Genomic DNA, 22,588 nt, shown 5'->3' with positions numbered 1-22,588 from the left:
CTTAAGCCGCGTTTTCTGATGCCTATACTGAAGTAGGGCAGAGTAAAACTTGAAGTGCGACATAAACCACCTAATTAATTTAAAGGGTTTATGGAGTATATAAAATTGTCATACCATCATCTTAACTTTGAAGATCGTACTGCATTAATGCTTGAGTCAAGAAAAGAAGGCTTTTCAGCCAGAAAATTTGCTGAACTCATTAAAAGACATCCTAGTACGATCTATCGTGAGCTTAAAAGAAATAGCATCAATGACGTTTATCAAGCTCGATATGCTTCTGATAACACCTTCGCTAGACGTAGACGTGGTCACAGAAAACTCAAAATCGATTCAATCCTCTGGAAATTTATTGTTGAAGCGATCCGTTGTTTATGGTCTCCTCAGCAAATAGCAAAGCGTTTAAAGACATTTCCTGATTTGGATCAAACAATGAATGTAAGCCATACAACGATTTATTCAACGATACGAGCATTACCAAAGGGTGAGTTGAAAAAAGACTTATTATCCTGTCTGCGTCATGAAAATAAAAAGCGAAAAGCTAACGGTGAACCTAAAAAAGATTCTATATTACAGGATATTAAAACTATTCATGAGCGCCCAGCCGAAGTTCAAGAAAGAAAAATACCGGGTCATTGGGAAGCTGATTTAATTAAAGGTAAAGACAATAAAAGTTCGATAGCAACACTTATTGAACGAAATACACGGCTCTGTATCTTGGCAACATTACCTGATGCAAAGGCAGAATCAGTGCGCAAGGCTTTAACTGAAGCTCTGAAATATTTACCTGCAGAACTGCGTAAAACGTTGACCTATGACCGTGGACGCGAGATGTCAGAACATAAAATACTCGAAGAAGATTTAGGCATAGATGTATATTTCTGTGACCCACATTCACCTTGGCAAAAAGGCACATGCGAAAATATGAATGGTTTAATTAGGCAATATTTACCTAAAGGGATTGATTTAAATCAGGCAGATCAGCATTATTTAAATCAAGTTGCCATGTCACTGAATACTCGTCCTAGAAAGGCGTTAGATTGGCTTACACCATTAGAGAAATTTGCTCAGCTTGTTGATTATCATATGGCTTTTGAAACTGTCGCACCTCATGTTTGAATTCGCCTAGATTCAATCGTTATTTGATAGCTTGTTGTTTCTCTACAGCCGCAATAAAGGCATGCTGATTTCTTGGAGAAATCAGAACCTGCTTAATTTCACCATCTTTACTATATTCAATTTTTAACCGATCTAAAGATAAAGCAGGTGATGCAATCGAATGATGAGTAGGTGTGATCTTTTGAATGCTTGCCAATGGAATATGCCATTTTAAAAATAAGCAAGAAATACTCAATATTCGGTCTTGAATCCTATAGCGAGTATTGAATGCAGGCCACCAAATCACAGCAATCGTGAGAATATAAACTATTGTATGCTCAGGATATTCAACCATTGTTCCTTTGGCATACATCGTAAACAGCAATTGAACCAGTAAACCTGTCATTGCAATTAAGAAACCTAATACCCACCAATCAATTTTAGTATGAAATTTTTGCATCACGTTCTTTATCATTTGTTTTACAAAATAATATTCTAGCTGAAATATGATCATTGAATCATTTATTTATACAATAAAAAAACGCCCAAAATGGGCGCTTTAAATCAGATTAGCTTTTGAATAAAAGCAATAATCTGCGGCATATAAGGACGAATAAAAATCAGGAAGAAAATACCCAACATCAAGAACCATTTTAAAAAATAGTACAATGAGCGATTGGATTTTTTCAGCGCTTTCGCCTTGATACGAATTTGATAAACATAACCAAAAACTTTATTTAAACCGCCAGTTTGGTCGCCTGCTTCGTTTGGAGAGCTGGCAGCCGTCATAACTTTTTTACCAAACCAATGGTTAAAGCGCTCCATTAACTTGGTTTTTAAAGGACGTTCAACATCAGCAAAGAAAATAATACGATTTTGATCCGTGGTATTTTCGGCATAGTGAATATAAGTTTCATCAAAAACCACACTTTCACCATCACGCCAAGAATAACGTTGACCATCTACGTCAATAAAGCAGCGGTCATCATTCGGCGTAATCAATCCCAAATGATAACGCAAAGAACCTGCATAAGGATCACGATGACGAACAAGACGACTATCAGGTGCAAGTTCAGTAAACATTGCTGCCTTGATGGTCGGCAAAGTTTTCAATAAAGCCGTTGTTTTTGGGCAAAGTTCCGCAGCAGATGGATGAGCAGAATCATACCATTTCAGATAAAAACGCTTCCAACCTGTTTTAAAGAACGAGTTAAACCCTAAGTCATCATATGTACTTGAAGCTTTAATTCCACCTTTAGCATATAAAGCTTGCGCTTCGTCGCGAATCATTTCCCAGTTTTCATCCAATACTTTTAAATCTTTAAAATATTGCGTGTCGATATACGGCTGATTCGGCACTTTTGAAAACATATACATGAGAAAGTTAATCGGTGCGAGTATCGTTGAATGATCAAAAAATTGACGATAAAACGAATGTCGTACTTTACCGCGATTTTGGATATACAAAGCAGAAATCACAAAAATCGCCAATATGATCCATTTAATCATATAGCACTCTTTTTTAAAAAATCGGGATGTTCTACAGCATTGTGAACATTAGAATTAGATAGCGTAACTTTTATTATATCAAATCTACAAATCAAAAAAACTAAAACCAAGTAATCAACTGTTTTTATTATATTTATTTTAAAAAACTCCAATGTACAATAATTTTTATACATTGAAGTTTGGATTTATTTACTTAATTACGCTTACCTATTAATTTAATTCCAATCAATCAATTTCAATGAACTTAAAGTAGAAGCAGCTGTTGAATTATAAACCGTACAACCATTTTTTAATCTTTCAATATTCAATTTTGGTATTCTTTCTTTATCTGTCGTGGTTCTACCTAATAGATTTTCCCACTGTCTAATTTCTTTACCGTTGGTCCATTCGATACGACTGTTGTACTCGGCTAAATATGTTTTATTTTGATATTTTACTGCAACAGCATCTTCGTCTCCAATGCCCAGTTCAATTTCATAAATCGTTGTCCAAGGAATCCCTTGCCAATTACCACTTTCGTAGCGATAACTCAAACCTAAAGGTTTGTAATGTTCATTTAAATAATCTACATAGCCAATATTATCTTGATTGAAGTCTTCAAAATCCTGATTAAATTCTTGGTTAGTCTCAAAGCTAAAATAATCTTGGTTATTCTTAGTTGAGATAATTCGATAACAATTGCTGCCTTTTGGAAAGTTTTCTTTACCATATGAAGCTAACAATTTTCGTGCTTCTCCATAATTGTTTTCATTGTCAAAGCCTAAGCTACGGTAACCAGGTAAAACCGTATCAAAAATATTTCTGCCAGAAATATCTACTTTTTCGAGCTTAATATCTGTTTTTACATCACCAATTAATGTTGATGTCCATGATGTGGTCGAATTCAATATGACTTTGTTAGTTGCAATATCTCGTGGTGTGTATAGCTTATTTGCTGTAAGAATATATTCATCCAAACTTGTATTTGATTGAAGGTTCTTAAACTGTTTATTAAAAACTTCGTAATACTCCATCGTTAAATTATCTGAGTCATCATTAAGCTCATAATCGACAAAATAATATCGAGTTCCATTTTCTAAATTGTCTTCGGTTGTTGTAGAGTTTGAGGAATTTGATGAAGAAGAATCTCCACCACCACCACAGCCGACGACAAGAAGACATACAGAAATAGCCATCAGCGTGAGTTTTTTGTTTTGTATAGGCATGATTAGTTCTTTTTTGTGATAAACGTCGCATAAAATATTATATATATAACAAATATTATTCAATTGTTTTTTAAGAATTTCTAAAAAATTAATTCATATTTAAGACTCAGTTGACCTAAATGACAGAAATAACAAACCTAATTTAATATTTCAGTTCAATCCTTTTGTGAAAGAATGCTCAATAAAATATAAATTAAATTTATAAAATATAAACACTTACACAAAAATCACTTACATTTCTTAAAATTCAACAGGTTAAATCAATATGATATCCAAAAAAAATTGATGACCCTTGCGTCACGGCTTGATACAACTTGTTAGGTTATTTTTAGATATAGTTATCGTAAGATTAGTGAAGTCGAAATGTGTGCGGGAAAAGCATACACACTTCAGAACATCAACTTAGAAGTCCTCCAAAAAAGGAGATCAGGGCATGATCCACGCTGGCAATGCCATTACCGTCCAATTGCTTTCGGACGGAATTGCAGAATTCCGCTTTGACTTACAAGGTGAGTCGGTTAACAAATTCAACCGTGCAACGATTGAAGACTTTAAAGCTGCTATTGAAGCTGTAAAAAATAACAGTGAAGTGAAAGGTTTAATCGTTACTTCTGGTAAATCTACATTCATCGTTGGTGCCGACATCACTGAGTTCGGTGATAACTTTAAGCAAGGCGAAAGTGCGATTGTAGAATGGGCAATGCCTGTTCATGAAATCTTCAATGCGTTTGAAGACTTAGAAATTCCTAAAGTTGCTGCGATCAATGGCATTGCTTTGGGTGGCGGTTTTGAAATGTGTCTGGTGTGTGACTACCGTGTCATGTCAACGACTGCAACTGTCGGCTTACCTGAAGTTAAATTGGGAATCATCCCTGGTTTCGGTGGTACAGTTCGTTTAAGCCGTTTGATCGGTATTGATAACGCTGTAGAGTGGATTGCAACGTCAGCAAATAAACGCCCTGAAGCTGCACTTAAAGACGGTGCAGTAGACGCTGTTGTCGCTGCTGACAAATTACAAGAAGCTGCGATTGATCTTGTCAAGCAAGCGATTTCTGGTCGTTTGGACTGGAAAGCAAAGCGTCAAGAAAAATTAGAGCCTGTTAAATTAGACATGCTTGAACAAATGATGGCGTTTAACTCATCTAAAGGTGTGGTACTGGCTAAAGCAAATCCAGCCCAATACCCTGCGCCAAAACTTCTTCTTGATTCACTTCAAGCAGGCGTTAGCCAAAAACGTGATGCTGCGTTAAAAATTGAAGCTGAAGCATTTGCTAAAGCAGCGATTACACCACAAGCAGGTGCTTTGATTGGCTTATTCATCAACGACCAAGTTGTGAAAAAAGCATCTAAAAAGCATGAAAAAGGTGCTCACCCTGTTAACCAAGCAGCTGTTTTAGGTGCGGGTATTATGGGTGGTGGTATTGCTTACCAAGCGGCGAGCAAAGGCACACCGATCATCATGAAAGACATTGGTAACCCACAACTTGCATTGGGTATGTCTGAAGCGAACAAATTGTTGACTAAACAAGTTGAACGTAAAAAGATGACACCTGCAAAAATGGGGGAAACGCTTGCACGTATCCGCCCAACTTTAAGCTATGACGAGTTTAAAGAAGTCGATATCGTGATTGAAGCGGTGACTGAAAATCCAAAAATCAAAGAAGCTGTATTGAAAGATACTGAAGCGAAAGTGCGTGACAATACGATCATTGCATCGAATACTTCAACGATTTCTATTACACGTCTTGCTCAAGCCTTGGCTCGTCCTGAAAACTTTGTCGGTATGCACTTCTTTAACCCTGTGCACATGATGCCGTTGGTTGAAGTGATCCGTGGTGAAAAAACTTCTGAAGAAGCAATTGCCACAACTGTAGTACTTGCTCAGAAAATGGGTAAAACACCAATCGTTGTAAACGACTGCCCTGGCTTCCTTGTTAACCGTGTATTGTTCCCTTACTTTGGTGCGTTTGACCTTCTTCTTAAAGATGGTGCTGACTTCCAGCAAGTGGATAAAGTCATGGAAAAATTCGGCTGGCCTATGGGTCCTGCATACCTCATCGACGTTGTAGGGATCGACACAGGTGTTCATGGTGCAGAAGTTATGGCTGAAGGTTTCCCAGACCGTATGAAGCCTGACTACAAAGGTGCAATCGAAATCATGTATGAAAACAAACGTCTTGGTCAAAAGAACGACGTTGGTTTCTATAAATATGAACTCGATCGTAAAGGCAAAAAAGCTAAAACTGTTGATCCAACTGCATATGATCTTGTTGCAACTATGGCAACAACTGAAAAACATGAGTTTGATCCACAAGAAATTATTGACCGTATGATGCTTGCGTTCTGTAACGAAACTGTTCGTTGCTTAGAAGACAACATTGTTGCAACTGCGTCTGAAGCAGATATGGCAATGATCATGGGTGTTGGTTTCCCTCCATTCCGTGGTGGTCCTGCGCGTTACATCGACCAAACTGGTGTAGCTGAATATGTAGCACTTTGCGACAAATACGCACACTTAGGTAAAGCTTATGAAGCGCCACAAATGTTGCGTGACATGGCTGCTAACAACAAAAAATTCTACGGTTAAGGAGCAACGTGAATGGCTACTTTAAATCCACGTGACGTTGTCATCGTTGATGGCGTACGTTCTGCAATGGGTAAAACCAAAAACGGTATGTTCCGTAATGTACGTGCGGACAGCTTATCTGCTGAATTAGTACGTGCTTTAGTTGCTCGTAACCAGTTTGATGTCAATGAAGTTGAAGATCTAATTTGGGGATGTGTGAACCAAACTTTAGAACAAGGTATGAACATTGGTCGTAACATCGTATTGTTGGCTGATTTACCAAAAACTGTTGGTGGTCAAACGGTTAACCGTCTTTGCGGTTCTTCTATGCAGTCTATTCATACTGCTGCTGCTCAAATTGCAACAAACCAAGGTGATATCTTCATCGTGGGTGGTGTAGAGCATATGGGGCACGTAGGTATGATGCATGGCATCGACCTTAACCCTGAAGCATCAAAACACTATGCAAAAGCATCTAACATGATGGGCTTAACTGCTGAAATGTTAGGTCGTATGAACGGCATTAGCCGTGATGAACAAGATGCATTTGGTGTTGAATCTCACCGTCGTGCTTGGGCTGCAACCCAAGAAGGTCGTTTTAAAAACGAAATCATTGGTGTTGAAGGTCATGATGCCAATGGCTTTAAAATTCTATGTGACATCGATGAAGTGATTCGTCCAGATGCAAACATTGAAGCATTTAAAGCATTGCGTCCTGTATTTGACCCTAAAGGCGGTACTGTAACTGCTGCGACTTCTTCTGCATTGTCTGACGGCGCGTCTGCAATGTTATTGATGTCTGCTGAACGTGCTCAAGCTTTAGGTCTTAAGCCACGTGCGGTGATTCGCTCTATGGCAATTGCAGGCTGTGATGCTGCAATCATGGGTTATGGTCCTGTTCCTGCAACTCAAAAAGCGCTTAAACGTGCTGGCTTAACGATGGATGATATCCAAACCATCGAGTTAAACGAAGCGTTTGCTGCTCAGGGTCTTTCTGTAATGAAAGGCTTGAACATCTATGACAAGCAAGACAAGATCAACTTGAACGGCGGTGCGATTGCATTGGGTCACCCATTGGGCTGTTCTGGTGCGCGTATCACCACAACATTGTTGAACGTGATGGAGCAACAAGATACACAAATCGGTCTTGCAACCATGTGTATCGGTCTTGGTCAAGGTATCGCGACAATTATCGAACGTGTTTAAATTTTAATTAAAACACCTCGAAAAAAATCCTCGCTTATTGCGGGGATTTTTTTATTACATTTAAGTCATTAATCAAATTTAAACTTTGAATTAATAAAATCTTAAATTAATATAAATAATGTTAATTAGCAAAATATTTATTTGGCTAACTTTCTAAAATATCTAAGAAAAAACGTCTTGATTATAAAAATGGATAAAGTGTGTGTTCATCATTTTTTATTGGATAAATAACGCTTAATCCATTCAAAAGATAAATCCATACAAGGTGAACATTATGATTTTCAGGAAGATATTATTATTTCTATTCTTATTCGCTGCCAGCATGTCGGTCTTTGCCCAAAACTGTCCACAAGGCATTCCTCAAGGTACACCGAGTTGTGTTCCACCTGATCAGCTTGGTTACTCCACTGCTCCGCCAGTAAATACCGCTTACTGGAAAAAAACGTGGGGGGCTTTAGCTCAATCACCAGATGTACCTATAGGCACTTCAACTGGACATTTTACCAAACGTGCTGCATCAAAAGAGGCAATAAATAAATGTAAATCTCAAGGTGGTAAAAACTATCAAATCATTTTTACTTATCAAAATCAATGTGCTGTAGCAGCAAGACCTGTTAATGAAAATAGTCAAATACGTAGAGCTTATCAAAGTGCGGCAACTATTGAAGAGGCTACACAACTAGTACTACCTTATTGTGCTGAAATTAATTATGGAAAGACCTGTGAAATCTTTTATTCAAATTGCACAGCACCCGTTTTAATACGCTAATTCAATTCATGCTCAATGATTTAGAGCGTTTAAAACAAGAATTCACTTCTCAACGAGTCAATCAGACTTAAAAGGACAATAATCATGAATAAAAAGAGATTTGTTTTAGCCTTTTTAACAGCATTTACATCGTTATCTACCTTTGCCCAAAACTGCCCACAAGGCATTCCTCAAGGTACGCCAAGTTGTGTTCCACCTGATCAACTTGGTTACTCCACTGCACCACCAGTCAATACGGCTTACTGGAAAAAAACGTGGGGAGCGATGGCATCTTCTCCAGAGATGCGTGAAATCGGTACATCGACTGGTCAATTTAGTCGTCGCTCTGCAGTAAAAGAAGCGATTCGTAATTGCAAATCGAAGGGTGGTAAGGCATGTGAACTATCACTCGCCTATCACAATCAATGTGTTGTAATGGCGCAACCAATTAGAGAGTTTGGTCAATCTTCATCTGTTACATCAATATCACAAGGCGCTCAAACAATTGAATATGCTTCTCAACTCGCCTTACCTACTTGCTCAAAGCTCAATGAAGGAAAAAAATGTGAAGTCTTTTATTCAAACTGTACTGAACCCGTTTTAATACGCTAATTCAATTAATAAATTAAAAGCCTAAAATAGTAAAAGCCAATCAACAGATTGGCTTCAACATATATTTAGAACACTGTTATATTGATTATTTAGGCAGACCACTTTGCCACTTATCACCTAACATCAAGTCTAAACGTGCTTTATCAAAATTCAACTGAAACGTTCCATTACGAACAGCTTCCAAAGCTTTATCACGGTTCATACCCATTGAAAGTGGTTCAATCATGGTAAATAAACCTGTAGTCGGGTCAGAAGACTGTAAACCATTTGCAACAGCTAACACATATTCTCTGAGTAATGCTGAAGGAATTTGATTAAAATTAGGTTCAAGCGCTTTAGGCTGAATATCCAATACACCGATATTATCGCCAATACTATAATTTTGAATTTCGTTCTCTTTTTTAATAACTTGATGTTGCAATGCTCTACGCACGGCTTTGTCTTCTTGATAAGGCGTAACACCTACCGCTTCCTGACGAAGCTCAGAATCTGCCATCACTTTAATTGTCGGCAATGACGCAACCTCTTCCGCCTGTACAGTGGGTAACCAAACAGACAATGCCGTTGCAAGTATAGAAACTTTGATAAAGTTCATACATTTCACCTAAAAAAATAAATCAAATTATCGATGCAATAAAATGATTTTTAAATGTTGAATATTGTCTATTAAATAGGCTATAACAATTTAAAGTTGGATTCACTAAAGCTCAGATAAACGGTAACGAGGTTTAACTTTCTTATTAAAAATCATATATATTTTCTTACTAAACATTCTAAATAAAAAAGCCATCATTTATATTTTACTGAGAGATGTTGTATTTTTTGGCATCTTTAAGATTTATAAATTTTCATTTTCAAGTGATCAATCAACTAAAATATTCAATAACCTTAGGCTTATAATTTTCATTCATCGACTTTTATAAACGTCTTGGCTTAGTCAAAAAACAGCATTCTAAGCTAGTCAATATTATTGAAATATAGATGGTCTGCCTATCTTGGGCGATATGGATAATCGTTCAGCAAATATTTGAATTGATTCTTTTTCATTATGTCGTCCAAATTTAGGAAAAAATAATTCAATATCTTCTGTATATGGCTCAAGTAATTTTTAATCTAGGTCACCGATATTCAATATATTGAAAAGACTTTCAGATCAGTTGTTGCTTCTGTTCAAAGTCCATCATTGCTTCAGCTTGTTTGGTCAGTGTATTGACGATAAACTCAAACAGTACTGTTACAGTCAAGAGGTATATGATGAACCTTGCTAAAGTTGCTGCACTGACTCAAATCAGTCCTCGTATGCTCCGTTATTATGAAGAATTAGGATTAATTCATCCTCTACGAACAGCAAATCATTATCGCTTTTATAGTCAAAAAGATATTGAAGATATTCATAAAATTAAAGTGCTCAACGATGCTGGAATGCATCTAAAAGACATTAAACTTTTACTGCCCTGTTTTGACTTGGGTGAGGAAAAATTTACTTTATGTCCAATTGCCAAATACGCATTAAACATGGAGTTAAAGAATATTTCAGAGAAAATTTTCAAGCTAAAACAATCAGAAGACTTATTAAAATCTTTTCTAATCATGGGAAAGGTTGAGTAAGAATATAATTTTCTAAAACTCACTTTCACTCATTTTATTGCGCTCAGATCATTCGTTATTTGATTGAAATAAACTGATCAATACATCAATGACTGTATTGATCGCATTGCTTACACTTTCAATGTTCAAGCACGCTGACCCGTTCTCTTTCTCCAGAATCCAAATCATTCCAAGATTTTCGCTCATCCCAAAACCAATAACCATTTTTATCCTTTGCGACACATCCAACATCAGCGCCACTTTTAAAAGTGGCATAATCAGCATCCTTAAGCTGACCAAAACGTTCTTCGTAAATATGATGGCGATCTTTGGCATAGCAATCGCCTAATAACTTAAAGGTTTTTGGATCTGCATCTTCCAAAATAGAAAAATTACCACCATCAAGCATGTTGAAATAACGATAAACATGACGTTTATCTTGATAAAAGTTGGAAGGGTTTAATCTCTTAAATGTCGAGCTATCAATTGTTCCTGTCAATGAAAGCTCGTTATCCCCACCGAAACCGAAATGTGTATAAAAACGATCGCTAAACATAGACAGACTCTTGCTGGGCTGAACATGTTCAGAGAATAAATGGCTGCAACGATTTGCGTAGTGAAACTTTAATGCCAATTGATGATGAGCATTGATATATAAATTATCCCGTACATGGACCCATTGTTTATTTTCCTGCTCGGCATTCAAGGCTGCTTGCTTCTCTTCGCTAACACATTTGTCGTACTCAATTTGTTCAGCACAGAGAATGGCTGCTATACCTAAAAACTGTTTCCAGCCATAAACCTTTTTATAACGATCAAACCCAAGAATTGGATCACGATCAATTTGATAGATACCAAAATGATAACGATATAATGCAACACTTTTGCAGTCTTGTTTAACCAAAAATGGCGTCTGATAGACATAACTTATGCCACCAACCAATAGCAGTATAAATATTGCAATAGGCATCCATCGTTTTATATTTCTCATTGATCCAATTCTATGTATTGAGTTCACAAAGCTTCTTGTAACACCTCAGCATTCTGTTCCTTTTTCTGATTGATCTGACTATTTAGTTTAAGGACGTCTTGATACAACTGGTTAAACTGTTTGACCTGGGCATCTTCTTTAAACAAAATTTGATTGCCTTGTTTCTGCCATTGATATTTTTTCAGCATGTCAAACATGGTTTCAGCTTTTCCTAAAATTTGTAATTCATTTAAAATCAACGCATTTTCAGGATCAAGTTGTGCACTTTGTTCAAGTTTATCTTGTAAAGGTTTTTTCAGATCTTTACGTAAAGTAGATTTTTTTAATTCAGCAAGCGCCTCGTTTTTATTTTTCATATTGTTCTGTTGATATTGTTGCATGGCTTGACGCACAGTTCCTAGCATCTGAGTGGTTTCAACATAATTTTGCTTACGGTCTGCATCCAAACGATTTACATCTAAAAAATGGTCCCACTTAGCCGCTGCAAGCTGATTTAAATAAGCATTTCGTGTATCAATATTCTTGATCCAATATTTAAGCAAGAACTCTGACAAAATTTTATAGTCACCTTTTAATCGAGCATCGTGAATATCAATATTGACAGGCTTAGCGCGATCTTGTGCTTGCTCTGAAAGTTGGCGCATCTTGTCGGTCATGACCATATCGAATGCTTGTCGATTTGCTTCTTCATTTTTGATTGAAGTATGGTCGTAGTAGAAAAATCCAATAATTGCCAGAAAAATGATACCGAACACGATCAAAATTCGACGCATACCAGTCTCCAAACCATGTTATAGATATCTTAGAATATCCTAAGCAACTCATTTCTGTATATTATTTCTACAAAATTATGATAAATAACGTAGTCTACTTTTGATGATCAAAATTTGACTTTAAATTTTCCTTACTGAACCCCATCATAAGCAGTAATTAGATTGTAGAGATTTCCTATGCGCGTAGATATTTGGTCAGATGTAGTTTGCCCATTCTGTTATATCGGTAAAAAACGTTTAGAAGCAGCGGCAGAACAAGCAGGTATCGAACTTGAAGTCCATTGGCATAGTTTTGAACTTGATCCAGATGCGCCACCACGCCAAGAAGTTTCAAACTCAGAACGTCTTGCGCAAAAATATGGTCGTACTATTGCAGAAGTTGAAGACATGCAACGTAATATTGCAACCATGGCACTTGAGGAAGGCATTCAATTTAATTGGGAAAATGCCAACTCAGGAAATACATTTAACGCCCATCGCATCATCCATCTTGCACAAAGCAAAGGACTTGGTTCAGAAGCGGAAGAAGCATTTTTCTATAGTTATATGACACAAGGCTTACCGATCGGTGAACGTGAAACCATTGAAGATGTAGCATCACGTATAGGTTTGAACCCTGTAGAAGTCGATGATGTATTGGACTCTGAAGAATATGCCGACTTTGTAAAATTTGACGAGCAAGTTGCCCATGAGCAATTGAAAGTCACAGGTGTACCATTCTTTGTATTTGATCAACGTGTTGCTCTTGCAGGTGCTCAACCTCGTGAAGTATTTGTTCAGGTCTTACAAAAAGCACTGGAAACTGCAAGTGATGAAGATGTTGAACAACAAGATGCTCCTGTCTGCAATGATGACGCTTGTGATGTACCGAATAAATAAATAGCAATATTGAAGAACTCTTCAAATGGAGTTCTTCAATATATATTTAGATCAAAGTTGAATATTCATTATTTGAAAAGTAAAATAAATTAGCATCTAAGAGCACAATATTATCAAACATTTCGATTACTTATTTTGAATTGACTTTTTAGATATATTTACGTGTCATTTTTGCAATACAGCGTTGCAAAAAGGCAACTATTCAGACTTTTTTTCTTAGATTATGATCAGCACATATTTTTCGTTTCCACGAAATTCTTGCGCTGTAGTTTCTTATTTTTTCTTGTTTTATAAGACAGAAGAGCCTCCCTTTGGGAGGCTTTTTTGTATATCACCAGATAAAATATCACTTGAGGATAAAAACAAAGTTATCCACAATCCTGAATGATTTTTAGACATTGAAGTGATTTTTTCTACTTTAAAATATATTCAAAATAAATCCTTCATTTTTAATTAATAATCAGTTTTACTGATGAAATGTACTTTTTGCATGGTTCTGCCCTTTGATTTATACACTTCATTTATCAATACTTTATGTTTTTTGTACCTATTCTCAGTATTGAATTGAAATTTACTGTTTTTTTCAGGCATAGTGATGTTGAAAATTAAAAACTGAATGACTCAACGTTTAAGAAAGTATGCATATGAAGAAAATTCCATCGTTAATTTTCTCAAAATTACCTTATGCCTTATTATTAGGTGGTCTTTTGGGGAATTCTGCTTTTGCAGAGCTAAATCATAGTCTCGATGCCAATGTCGATGCAAAGAAAGCTGACTCAAGCAAATCATTATCTTCGATTGAGGCAGAGGAAAAAGGCTTACTCAACTATATTCCAAAAATCGTTGACTCAACACCAACGATTTTTCCTGAACAATCTGATCAAGTAATTGTGCCTCCAACACAAGCCACAGAAGACCAGACATGGGCGGATAAAAAGCAGAAAAAACTCAGCGATTGGGTAGATCGTACAGCCAATAAAATGGATGGATGGTTTGGAGAAACTGACCCAACTCGCCCTGCAACTGCAACATTACGTATTTTGGTTGATAATCAGTGGAATAAGCATGATGGCTATGATGTAAATCCACGTATCCGAGGTAAGATTAAACTCCCTACCTTAGAAAATCGTTTAAGTGTGGTTTTTGGTGATGATTCATTAGATGATGAAATTGCCAACAATATTGCGATTTCAAATAATCATTCAGATGGTGATCCAAACAAAAGAATCGATGGTAAACAAATCAGAGATGATAATAGTTCGATTGCACTGCGTTGGTCACAACTGTCAAAACGTTTGCCCTTTGATTTAGATGCAGACTTAGGTATCCGTTCAGGGGATGATGTTTATGCGCGCTTAAAAGCACAAAGAGACTGGTCTTTGGGAAATGATTTTACCTTCCACGCTGAACAGATTTATCGTTATGGGATCGACAGTGAGAACTACCTAAGAACCAACTTAGAATTGACTCACGCACGACCAAATCAGCCGTTTATTTCCAACCAATTTTATCTGACCTATGCCGATGAACAAGACGATGATCTAACTTGGGATAACCGCACCTATCGTCAACATCAATTCTTTAAAAACAATCGTTTTAACTACGGTATTTATACTGGAGGTTATTATAATAATAATGACCTTAAACTGAACAGTTGGGGACCGTTTATCTCTTGGCGACAACCTGTTTGGCGTGAATGGTTCTATGTCCAAGGTGATTTAAATTATTTTAATGACCGTCGCGAAGACCGTAGCCACTTTCCAAGTGCCTTGGTTCGTTTAGAAGCGTTATTTTAAGCATTAGATGAATATTTAAACGCAACTGTGGATAAGTTCTTACTTATCCACTTCGCTTGAGACAAGTCTGTTGATCCGCACTAGCGTATAGCTTCTATAGTATAAAGTTCTAATTTAAAACTATATAAAGTTTCAATTGAATTCGGCATCGACATCGTTTCATAAGTCATGCGTCCAATCGCTCGGACTTCTTTTCCCACTAAATCATCATCTATTTTAAGACTTGGATGCACAGCTATGGGAAATGAACCACCACGCTGACCATCCGAGCTCGCCAATTCATAGTTTTTCCCACTTTTTTTTAATATTCCCAATACAGAAGTTTCAGTGCCTTGTCTTAGAAACATCGCATTGTGTACAGATAAATCTGTAGTATTGGCACGGCGTTTTTCAACAGCAGGAAGCTCATATGCGGATACTGGGGTTATCAGGGTAGAGCTCAAGACTAAACCGCTGATCAATTGAATTCTTTTAAGTTTGATCATTTTATATTTTTCAACAAAAAGCCTATCTTAAAGATAGGCTTTCTGAAAAACAACAACGATTTATTTCAATAATAAATTATTGATACGTTTTACATACTCAGCAGGATCATCTGGTAAACCGCCTTCTGCGATTACCGCTTGATCGAAAATCACATTGGCTAGATCATCAAACTGCGCAGAACCATCCAATTTTTTCACCAAAGGATGTTCTGGGTTAATTTCCAAAATTGGTTTAGATTCTGGGACAGCTTGCCCTGCTTGCTTCAACATACGAATCAATTGTGGAGAAAGCTCACCTTCGCTAGTGACTAAACATGCAGGTGAATCGACTAAACGAGTCGTTACACGCACTTCTTTAGTTTTGGCTTTTAAAGAATCTGATAGTTTCTCAACCACTGGCTTGAATTGCTCAGCCGCGGCTTCAAGTGCCTTTTTCTCTTCAGCATCTTGTAAGTCACCGAGATCAACAGCTCCTTTTGCGACATTCTGCATCGGTGTGCCATCAAACTCATGTACAAATTCCATTGCCCATTCATCAACACGATCTGCCATCAATAGCACTTCAATGTCTTTTTTACGGAACAATTCTAATTGTGGTGAGTTTTTAGCAGCAGCAAGGCTATCCGCAGTCACATAATAAATCGCCTTTTGCCCTTCTTTCATACGTGCTTTATACGCTTCCAATGAAGTTGAAACATCATCATTGGTCGATGTAGAGAAGCGTAAAAGTTTAAGAATTCTTTCGCGATTACCAAAGTCTTCACCCAGACCTTCTTTGATCACTGAGCCAAATTCAGCATAGAAAGTTTTGAACTTTTCTTGATCTACTTCATCTTCAGATTTCGCCAAAGCATCTAATGTGGTTAAAACACGGCGTGTATTACCTTCACGAATGGTTTTCACATCACGACTTTCTTGTAGAAGTTCACGACTGACATTTAATGGAAGATCTGCACTATCTACAACACCTTGCACAAAACGGAGATAGTTTGGAATCAAATTATCTGCATCATCCATAATAAACACGCGTTTTACATACAATTTAATGCCAGCTTTCGCTTCACGTGTGAAAATATTACTTGGTGCTTTGCTTGGAATATAAAGTAGTTGGGTATACTCCGTACTTCCTTCAACACGATTGTGTGCCCATGCAAGTGGTGCTTCGAAATCATGTGTCAGGTTCTTATAAAACTCAACATACTGCTCTTCTGTGATGTCGCCTTTACTGCGTGTCCACAATGCGCTTGCAGAGTTAATGGCTTCCCATTCATCCGTTTTAACGTATTGACCAGGCTTTTTCTCTTCGCCTTCAACCGCTTCTTCTTCCTGCCATACCTCTTTCTGCATTTCGATTGGCAAACTGATATGATCAGAATATTTATTGATAATTTGTTTTACTTTATAGGCTTCTAAATAGTCCAGAGCATCATCACGTAAATGCAAGATGATATCTGTTCCACGTGAAGCCTTATCAATTTGAGCGACTTCAAAATCACCCGTTCCACCACTGATCCAACGGACACCTTCAGATGCATCCAGACCCGCACGGCGAGATTCAACTGTGATTTTGTCTGCAACAATAAAGCCTGAATAAAAACCAACACCGAATTGACCAATCAACTGTGCATCGGCTTTTTGATCACCAGACAACTTAGACATAAAGTCTTTGGTTCCAGACTTGGCAATCGTACCCAAGTTATCGATGGCTTCTTGTTGGCTTAAACCAATCCCATTGTCTGAAATCGTAATGGTTTTCGCATCTTTGTCTAGACTGACACGTACGTGTAGGTTCGGATCATTTTCATAAAATTCTGGATGATTAATTCCTTCAAAACGCAATTTATCACATGCATCTGAGGCATTAGAAATCAGTTCACGCAGGAAAATTTCAGGATTTGAATACAGTGAATGCGTCACTAAATGTAAAAGCTGAGCCACTTCTGCTTGGAAGCTGTGCTTTTTTGAATTTTGTTGTGCGTTCTGTTCGCTCATAAAATCACTCCGTAAATTCATAACGCTTTTTTATCGAATGCTGTATGAAATGGAGTGGTTTGAGCATATTTCAATAGTAAAACCAAATTTTTTTTAAAATGGACCCTGTTCATAGACTCGATTCATATAAGTCTCAAGCTTTTGTTGTCGCATTTGATATGCATCGGTCAAACAACGCACATTATCCTGACATTGATTACGCAGTTGTAACCATTTCACTTGTTGGTCTTGAATGACTCCACGTGTTCCCATAGGAACTAATTTTCGGATAATGTTGTAGGTTGTCGCCATTTTAACATCCGCATCATTTAGACTGCGTTGTTCGCAGATACGGTGCTCTGTTTTGGTTTGGGCATGATCACAGTTAAAACTGGCTGCATGAGTAATTGAAATGCCGCTGCTAAATAAAAATATTATTGGAATTCGTAATTTCATATTCATTCAAAAAAATAAAGTGATGAGTTTTAGATTAAATTGATTTTGTACATTGTTATATAGTCAAAAATGACTATTTTTTATGGTTTCTTGTTTCAAACAAAAAAAAGATCGGTTTAAAAATAAAAAGCTCGGTATGTACCGAGCTTTTTAATGTATCTACTTAGAATCTATAGCTATAACCTAAAGTGTAGATTACTGGATCAATATCTAAGTCAAATTTTGCAGCAGTTGCACCATCCGCAGTCACTTTCACTTCTGGGCTAAGTTGCGCATAACGTGCATCAAAGAAAACCCCCCAGTTTTTTGCATCGGCTGGTTGGAAATTAAAACCAATTTGACCAGCAAAACCAAAGTCATCTTTCACTTTTACTTTCGTGCCAGTTAAAGCGCCAGTTGATTCTTCATCCCACGCAACAAATGCTGTACCACCTATACCAATGTATGGTGTAAAACGTGTTGAGTTTTTAAAGTTATATTTAAAAGTAACAGTTGGTGGTAAATGCTTAAGTTTAACTGCTTTTTCACCATCCAAATTTACATCATGGCTGATCGGTGCAGCTAACAAAAGCTCAGCTGAAAATGGTGTTTCACCAAAGAAATATTCTACTGATGGTGTAAAAGCATATTCATGATCAGCTTTCACAGTACCAACACCTGCAACATTGGTGTCTTGAGTAGGTGAAATCACCGAACCACCAACTTTGACTTGCCAGTCTGCAAATGAAGCAGAAGAAATTCCCATTAATGTAATAAGAGCAAGTTGCTTTAACATTATAAATACCCCGCGTTGTTATTAATTAACATTAAACATAGGTATTAATTATTTTGCAACATTTATTTAAATACAAAAATAATCTTTATTTTTAAGCAATTGTTATATAAATAAATTTATTTTAATCATATTAAAATAGTTGGTTTTAAAAACCAACCAAATTAATCAAGATTATTGAGAATTTTTCATAAAATAATCAGTTTATTATTATAAATTAATAATGCATACAAAATACATGTTATATTTAAAATATAAAATGTATTTGATCGGATTAAAAAACCATTCTCAACCAATCTGACCAATTATCCACCAACTTAATTTGACTCATTTTCACTCCATACAAAGCTAAAAGTGAAAGAACTTATCGTTATCACAAGTAGCGTTTTATTTTCTATCTTAACGATAATGCTGCCTCAAAATGATATTCTGATCTGTCAAAAATTGAGAGCAATCTCATTCCACTGGCGCCGATTAAAAGAGTTAAAAGCTAAGTCCATTGCCTCAGTTCCATAACTAAGGCATATTGAAAGCATTAATAGTGTTGAAAACTACTGAAAAGTCTCACAATTACCTACTTAATGGTTTTAGAAAATATGAATAGTTTAGAAAGAGAAAATTTAGAATCACGAGAACAATCGGAACAAAAAGAATCTAGCACTGTAAGTGATATAATTAATTCTGCGGATCCTATCGATCTTGTCGATCTAGTGGTTGAAACGAGTAAAATTGTAGTCAATACCAGCAAGGATATTGTGTCTAACCTTGCAGATCACATTGATATTGATATCAGTTTTTAGAAAATTTAAAGATAGAAAACTCAGCAAAAAATCTAATTTAAAAGTGATTTGAAAATTAAAGAAAAAATCAGACTAAGCTATAAATTCATATAAATTTCAGTATAACCCTGTGGAATCATCGTACCTTGTTGAATACCTGCAATTAAATCAGCCCATTTATCTTCAACAAAATCCACTAAAGGCTCTGGATAATTTCCCGTTCGATTATAATTTTCCCACTGATCTATTGAAAGCCCTAGAAATTGCTCAATCGACTGTATTGCTGTATCAAGTGACTCATATTGAAGGTTAATGTCCACACCAGTGTCATCACCACTTCCATCATAAAAATAGTAAGATACTAATATTTTATTGTTTTTTAAAAAACCAATAACCCTTATGTACCGCCCATACTCTTCTAATAAGGTTCGATCTACGACAACAGGCTGAGTCATACCGACTTCAATATAATTAACTAATTCGTCTATATTCATATTTATGATTTCCCAATGATAACAATTGATGTCTTATCGCATCTGAAAATCAGATATTAGATATCTCACTACAGCAGACAAAAATAGTTCTTTTGAATCAAACCAGCAAAAAAAGCTGTTTAGATTGCATCATAAACAGCCTCAAATATTCGCTATAACACTCTATAAAACCATAGCTGCAATCCAGCCAAAGACCAATAAAGGAATATTAAAATGGATAAATGTAGGTACAACAGTATCCCAAATATGATCATGCTGCCCATCCACTCCTAAACCTGCTGTAGGTCCGAGTGTAGAGTCTGAGGCAGGAGAACCCGCATCACCAAGCGCTGCCGCAGTACCGATGAGTGCGACCGTTGCCAGTGGCGAAAAACCAAATTGCACACACAATGGCACATAAATCACTGCAAGCACAGGAACGCTTGAGAAAGATGAACCGATTCCAATCGTCACAAATAAACCAATGAACAGCATTAAAAATGCCGCCAAAGCTTTATTATCACCGATCAGATGTACCACACCATTGACCAAATGATTGATATCTCCTGTATGCGTCATGACTGAGGCAAATCCAGCAGCAGAAATCATGATAAAACCGACCAATGCCATCATGCGCATGCCTTGCACAAAAACATCATCCGCTTCTTGCCATTTAAAAATTCCTGCCGCGGACAATACAGCAAAACCAACCAATCCCCCAAGAATCATTGAACCAGAATACAGTTGCGAGATCAGCGTTAAAACGATTGCCAACAAAGCCATTAAAATGGTTTTCGTTGCAATTACAGGGGCTTGTTTGGCTTGCTGTCCTAAAGCAATACCATCTGCTTTGAGTTCTTCCACATTGACTGCACGAAGCGGTTTGTCTAAATCAATGGTGGTGATGGGTGCAACATCACGATCAACATATAGACGAGGTTTACGGTAACTGATAAATACTGCAACCAAAGTGCCGATCACCATACCAAGCACAGGAATTGCCATCCCGATAGGCATCATGCTTCGTTCTACATGAAGTTGATATGCTGCTCCGATTTTATTGATGTTACCCATCAAAATTTGCTCTAAGAAAATGGCACCAAAACCAACAGGAAGGAAAATGTAAGTTCCAACTAACCCTAATGTCAGGACACATGCTGCCGCACGGCGATCAAGTTTTAAATGGTTCATTACTTTTAATAATGGTGGAACCAGTACTGGAATAAAAGCAATATGGACAGGAATCAAGTTTTGCGAACAAATAGCGGCAATCAACAAAATTCCCAACAGTAAAAATTTTACTTTTGTTGCTTGTTTTTGAGTCGCTTCCATCCCCAACAAACCAATTAACTTGTATGCCAATAAATCAGGTAATCCTGACTTGGACAATGCCAAAGCAAAAGCACCTAATACAGCGTATGCCAATGCCACTTCAGCACCATCACCCAAGCCCGCATTAAATGCTTGAACTGTGTCAGCTAAGCTTAAACCAGCGACCAAACCACCTATAATTGCTGAAATGACCAATGTTAAAACAACAGAAACTCGTGCCAGTGATAAAATAAACATCACGGCAATCGCAATAACGACAGCATTCATAGAGAAATTTACGAAAATTTGAAAGGCGATATTTTATCAGATTCATATCAGCGAAGCTGTAAATTCATCCAATTGATGGTGAAATAACGAGGTAACCAGTATTGATCACCTCGATTCAGGGTATCAGCTTTTAATTATTTTTCAGTGCAAATTCTTGAATATATTGTGCAATTTCTTGAGGTCGACTCAGTACCGCCCAGTGATTTGCATTAACCTCAACACGTTCAAATTCAGTTGCCCACTTTGGCACTTCATCAATCAACGCAGGACTGACAAATTTATCTTTTAAAAGAACCACTGCTTGCACAGGGCAGATCGCAAAACGCTGACGTGGACGTGCTAAACGTGGTAAAAAATTAGCGCGATATAACCCAATACCATGTTCACCATCTTTCGCAATATTTGAGTTTAAAGGTAGATCTTTCGTCTTCTCCAATTGCGCTAAAATTGCACCCCAACGCTGTGGACTGAAAAAATGCCAGACGGTAGGTGCAAGAATCGGAAGTTGAAAAGCAACAATGTACCAAGATTTCAATAATTGTTTAAAAAATTTAGGTTTTTCATGTAAAAACTGCTCACGCATCCAAAATGCGGCATGATCTAAACATGGTCCCGACATGGTGGTATAAGACAAAATACGATTTTTAAACTTTGTTTCAGTAACCGACTCCCAAGATTGAATTGACCCCCAGTCATGGGCAGCTAAATGAAACTGACGTTCGGGCAGTAATTCATTGACCACACATTCCAAATCTAGCGATAACCGCGGTAAAGCATAATCACGGATACGTTTTGGAATAGAGGATTGCCCTGCGCCACGAACATCATAGGTCACAATATAAAATTTTGAAATCAATTGCTCTATAATCGGTTCCCAAACTTCCTGATTATCAGGATAACCATGCACCAAGACCAACGCGGGGTTTTCAGCATTCCCCCATGTTTTTGCATAAAGTTTTTGCTTATCCTGCGTCGAGATCCAATAAGTTTGCGCTTGCATTGAGTCACCTTTTATTGTTTTCACCATTGGCTATGATTTCGCTCTAGAGGGCATTTCGATCAATGCCACTTTGCCTTGAGTTCTTT

At 37.0% G+C, this 22,588-nt stretch carries 22 protein-coding genes; 9 read left to right on the top strand and 13 right to left on the bottom strand.

Translation table 11 applies throughout. The annotated features are described in order from the left end of the window. Nucleotides 1-90: 90 nt before the first annotated feature. Nucleotides 91-1,116 (top strand): IS30-like element ISAba125 family transposase, encoded by a 1,026-nt coding sequence (locus F938_RS22180; protein ID WP_004994718.1) that lies wholly within the window; start codon nucleotides 91-93, stop codon nucleotides 1,114-1,116. A 19-nt stretch (nucleotides 1,117-1,135) separates the two neighbouring features. On the opposite strand, the gene F938_RS22175 is transcribed toward F938_RS22180, so the two are convergent. The 3 genes from F938_RS22175 to F938_RS22165 all read right to left on the bottom strand — a co-directional run bounded on the left by F938_RS22175 (nucleotide 1,136) and on the right by F938_RS22165 (nucleotide 3,809). Next, complete coding sequence (locus tag F938_RS22175) at nucleotides 1,136-1,555, bottom strand: PH domain-containing protein (protein ID WP_005035310.1); 420 nt, start codon at nucleotides 1,553-1,555, stop codon at nucleotides 1,136-1,138. Nucleotides 1,556-1,659: 104 nt separating this feature from the next. Continuing rightward, the gene (lpxO, locus tag F938_RS22170) at nucleotides 1,660-2,604 is read right to left on the bottom strand and encodes a lipid A hydroxylase LpxO (protein WP_005035309.1); all 945 of its coding nucleotides are present in this window, start codon (nucleotides 2,602-2,604) and stop codon (nucleotides 1,660-1,662) included. A 215-nt stretch (nucleotides 2,605-2,819) separates the two neighbouring features. Further along, a complete protein-coding gene (locus F938_RS22165; protein WP_005035308.1) occupies nucleotides 2,820-3,809 on the bottom strand; it encodes a hypothetical protein in 990 nt (329 codons plus the stop codon). Between the two features lie 433 nt (nucleotides 3,810-4,242). Between F938_RS22165 and fadB the strand changes: the two genes are divergently transcribed. From fadB to F938_RS22145, 4 genes are all read left to right on the top strand, one after another. Continuing rightward, entirely contained in the window at nucleotides 4,243-6,396 is a 2,154-nt protein-coding gene (fadB, locus tag F938_RS22160) for a fatty acid oxidation complex subunit alpha FadB (RefSeq protein ID WP_005035306.1), read from the top strand. A gap of 12 nt (nucleotides 6,397-6,408) precedes the next feature. Beyond that, on the top strand, nucleotides 6,409-7,581 hold the full coding sequence (gene fadA, locus F938_RS22155; RefSeq protein WP_005035305.1) for an acetyl-CoA C-acyltransferase FadA: 1,173 nt from the start codon (nucleotides 6,409-6,411) through the stop codon (nucleotides 7,579-7,581). 274 nt (nucleotides 7,582-7,855) lie between these two features. Beyond that, nucleotides 7,856-8,350 (top strand): DUF4189 domain-containing protein, encoded by a 495-nt coding sequence (locus F938_RS22150; RefSeq protein WP_005035304.1) that lies wholly within the window; start codon nucleotides 7,856-7,858, stop codon nucleotides 8,348-8,350. Nucleotides 8,351-8,434: 84 nt separating this feature from the next. Then, on the top strand, nucleotides 8,435-8,941 hold the full coding sequence (locus tag F938_RS22145; RefSeq protein WP_005035303.1) for a DUF4189 domain-containing protein: 507 nt from the start codon (nucleotides 8,435-8,437) through the stop codon (nucleotides 8,939-8,941). A gap of 85 nt (nucleotides 8,942-9,026) precedes the next feature. On the opposite strand, the gene F938_RS22140 is transcribed toward F938_RS22145, so the two are convergent. Further along, a complete protein-coding gene (locus tag F938_RS22140) occupies nucleotides 9,027-9,536 on the bottom strand; it encodes a hypothetical protein (RefSeq protein ID WP_005035302.1) in 510 nt (169 codons plus the stop codon). A gap of 659 nt (nucleotides 9,537-10,195) precedes the next feature. Here F938_RS22140 and F938_RS22135 point away from each other — a divergent pair. Continuing rightward, nucleotides 10,196-10,549: a MerR family transcriptional regulator gene (locus F938_RS22135; protein WP_005035301.1), complete on the top strand. Its 354-nt coding sequence runs from the start codon at nucleotides 10,196-10,198 to the stop codon at nucleotides 10,547-10,549. 118 nt (nucleotides 10,550-10,667) lie between these two features. On the opposite strand, the gene F938_RS22130 is transcribed toward F938_RS22135, so the two are convergent. Then, nucleotides 10,668-11,519 (bottom strand): DKNYY domain-containing protein, encoded by an 852-nt coding sequence (locus tag F938_RS22130; RefSeq protein WP_227567128.1) that lies wholly within the window; start codon nucleotides 11,517-11,519, stop codon nucleotides 10,668-10,670. 23 nt (nucleotides 11,520-11,542) lie between these two features. Beyond that, complete coding sequence (locus F938_RS22125) at nucleotides 11,543-12,292, bottom strand: hypothetical protein (protein ID WP_005035299.1); 750 nt, start codon at nucleotides 12,290-12,292, stop codon at nucleotides 11,543-11,545. Between the two features lie 177 nt (nucleotides 12,293-12,469). Here F938_RS22125 and F938_RS22120 point away from each other — a divergent pair, with 177 nt between their 5' ends. Further along, entirely contained in the window at nucleotides 12,470-13,171 is a 702-nt protein-coding gene (locus tag F938_RS22120) for a DsbA family oxidoreductase (protein WP_004826262.1), read from the top strand. A 644-nt stretch (nucleotides 13,172-13,815) separates the two neighbouring features. Beyond that, nucleotides 13,816-14,967: a hypothetical protein gene (locus tag F938_RS22115; RefSeq protein WP_005035298.1), complete on the top strand. Its 1,152-nt coding sequence runs from the start codon at nucleotides 13,816-13,818 to the stop codon at nucleotides 14,965-14,967. An 80-nt stretch (nucleotides 14,968-15,047) separates the two neighbouring features. On the opposite strand, the gene F938_RS22110 is transcribed toward F938_RS22115, so the two are convergent. The 4 genes from F938_RS22110 to F938_RS22095 all read right to left on the bottom strand — a co-directional run bounded on the left by F938_RS22110 (nucleotide 15,048) and on the right by F938_RS22095 (nucleotide 18,654). Next, nucleotides 15,048-15,452 carry a hypothetical protein gene (locus tag F938_RS22110; protein ID WP_005035297.1) on the bottom strand — a complete coding sequence of 135 codons (405 nt, stop codon included), beginning with the start codon at nucleotides 15,450-15,452 and terminating at the stop codon, nucleotides 15,048-15,050. Between the two features lie 60 nt (nucleotides 15,453-15,512). Continuing rightward, nucleotides 15,513-17,444, bottom strand: coding sequence for a molecular chaperone HtpG (gene htpG, locus F938_RS22105; protein ID WP_005035296.1), 1,932 nt, complete (start codon nucleotides 17,442-17,444; stop codon nucleotides 15,513-15,515). 93 nt (nucleotides 17,445-17,537) lie between these two features. Further along, nucleotides 17,538-17,879: a lysozyme inhibitor LprI family protein gene (locus F938_RS22100; RefSeq protein WP_005035295.1), complete on the bottom strand. Its 342-nt coding sequence runs from the start codon at nucleotides 17,877-17,879 to the stop codon at nucleotides 17,538-17,540. Between the two features lie 163 nt (nucleotides 17,880-18,042). Further along, on the bottom strand, nucleotides 18,043-18,654 hold the full coding sequence (locus F938_RS22095) for an OmpW/AlkL family protein (protein WP_005035293.1): 612 nt from the start codon (nucleotides 18,652-18,654) through the stop codon (nucleotides 18,043-18,045). A gap of 593 nt (nucleotides 18,655-19,247) precedes the next feature. Here F938_RS22095 and F938_RS22090 point away from each other — a divergent pair. Continuing rightward, nucleotides 19,248-19,451, top strand: coding sequence for a hypothetical protein (locus F938_RS22090; RefSeq protein WP_227549151.1), 204 nt, complete (start codon nucleotides 19,248-19,250; stop codon nucleotides 19,449-19,451). Between the two features lie 77 nt (nucleotides 19,452-19,528). Here F938_RS22090 and F938_RS22085 read toward each other — a convergent pair whose 3' ends face one another. The 3 genes from F938_RS22085 to F938_RS22075 form a co-directional block, all read right to left on the bottom strand. After that, complete coding sequence (locus F938_RS22085) at nucleotides 19,529-19,924, bottom strand: hypothetical protein (protein WP_005035291.1); 396 nt, start codon at nucleotides 19,922-19,924, stop codon at nucleotides 19,529-19,531. Nucleotides 19,925-20,086: 162 nt separating this feature from the next. Then, nucleotides 20,087-21,502, bottom strand: coding sequence for a Na+/H+ antiporter family protein (locus tag F938_RS22080; RefSeq protein ID WP_005035290.1), 1,416 nt, complete (start codon nucleotides 21,500-21,502; stop codon nucleotides 20,087-20,089). A 130-nt stretch (nucleotides 21,503-21,632) separates the two neighbouring features. Further along, nucleotides 21,633-22,502 (bottom strand): alpha/beta fold hydrolase, encoded by an 870-nt coding sequence (locus F938_RS22075; RefSeq protein ID WP_005035288.1) that lies wholly within the window; start codon nucleotides 22,500-22,502, stop codon nucleotides 21,633-21,635. Nucleotides 22,503-22,588: the final 86 nt, after the last annotated feature.

The organism is Acinetobacter bereziniae LMG 1003 = CIP 70.12, from assembly GCF_000368925.1.
GTDB lineage: Bacteria > Pseudomonadota > Gammaproteobacteria > Pseudomonadales > Moraxellaceae > Acinetobacter > Acinetobacter bereziniae.
The sequence above is the reverse complement of the archived record's forward strand: the minus strand, read 5'-3'. Positions and strand labels throughout refer to the sequence as shown.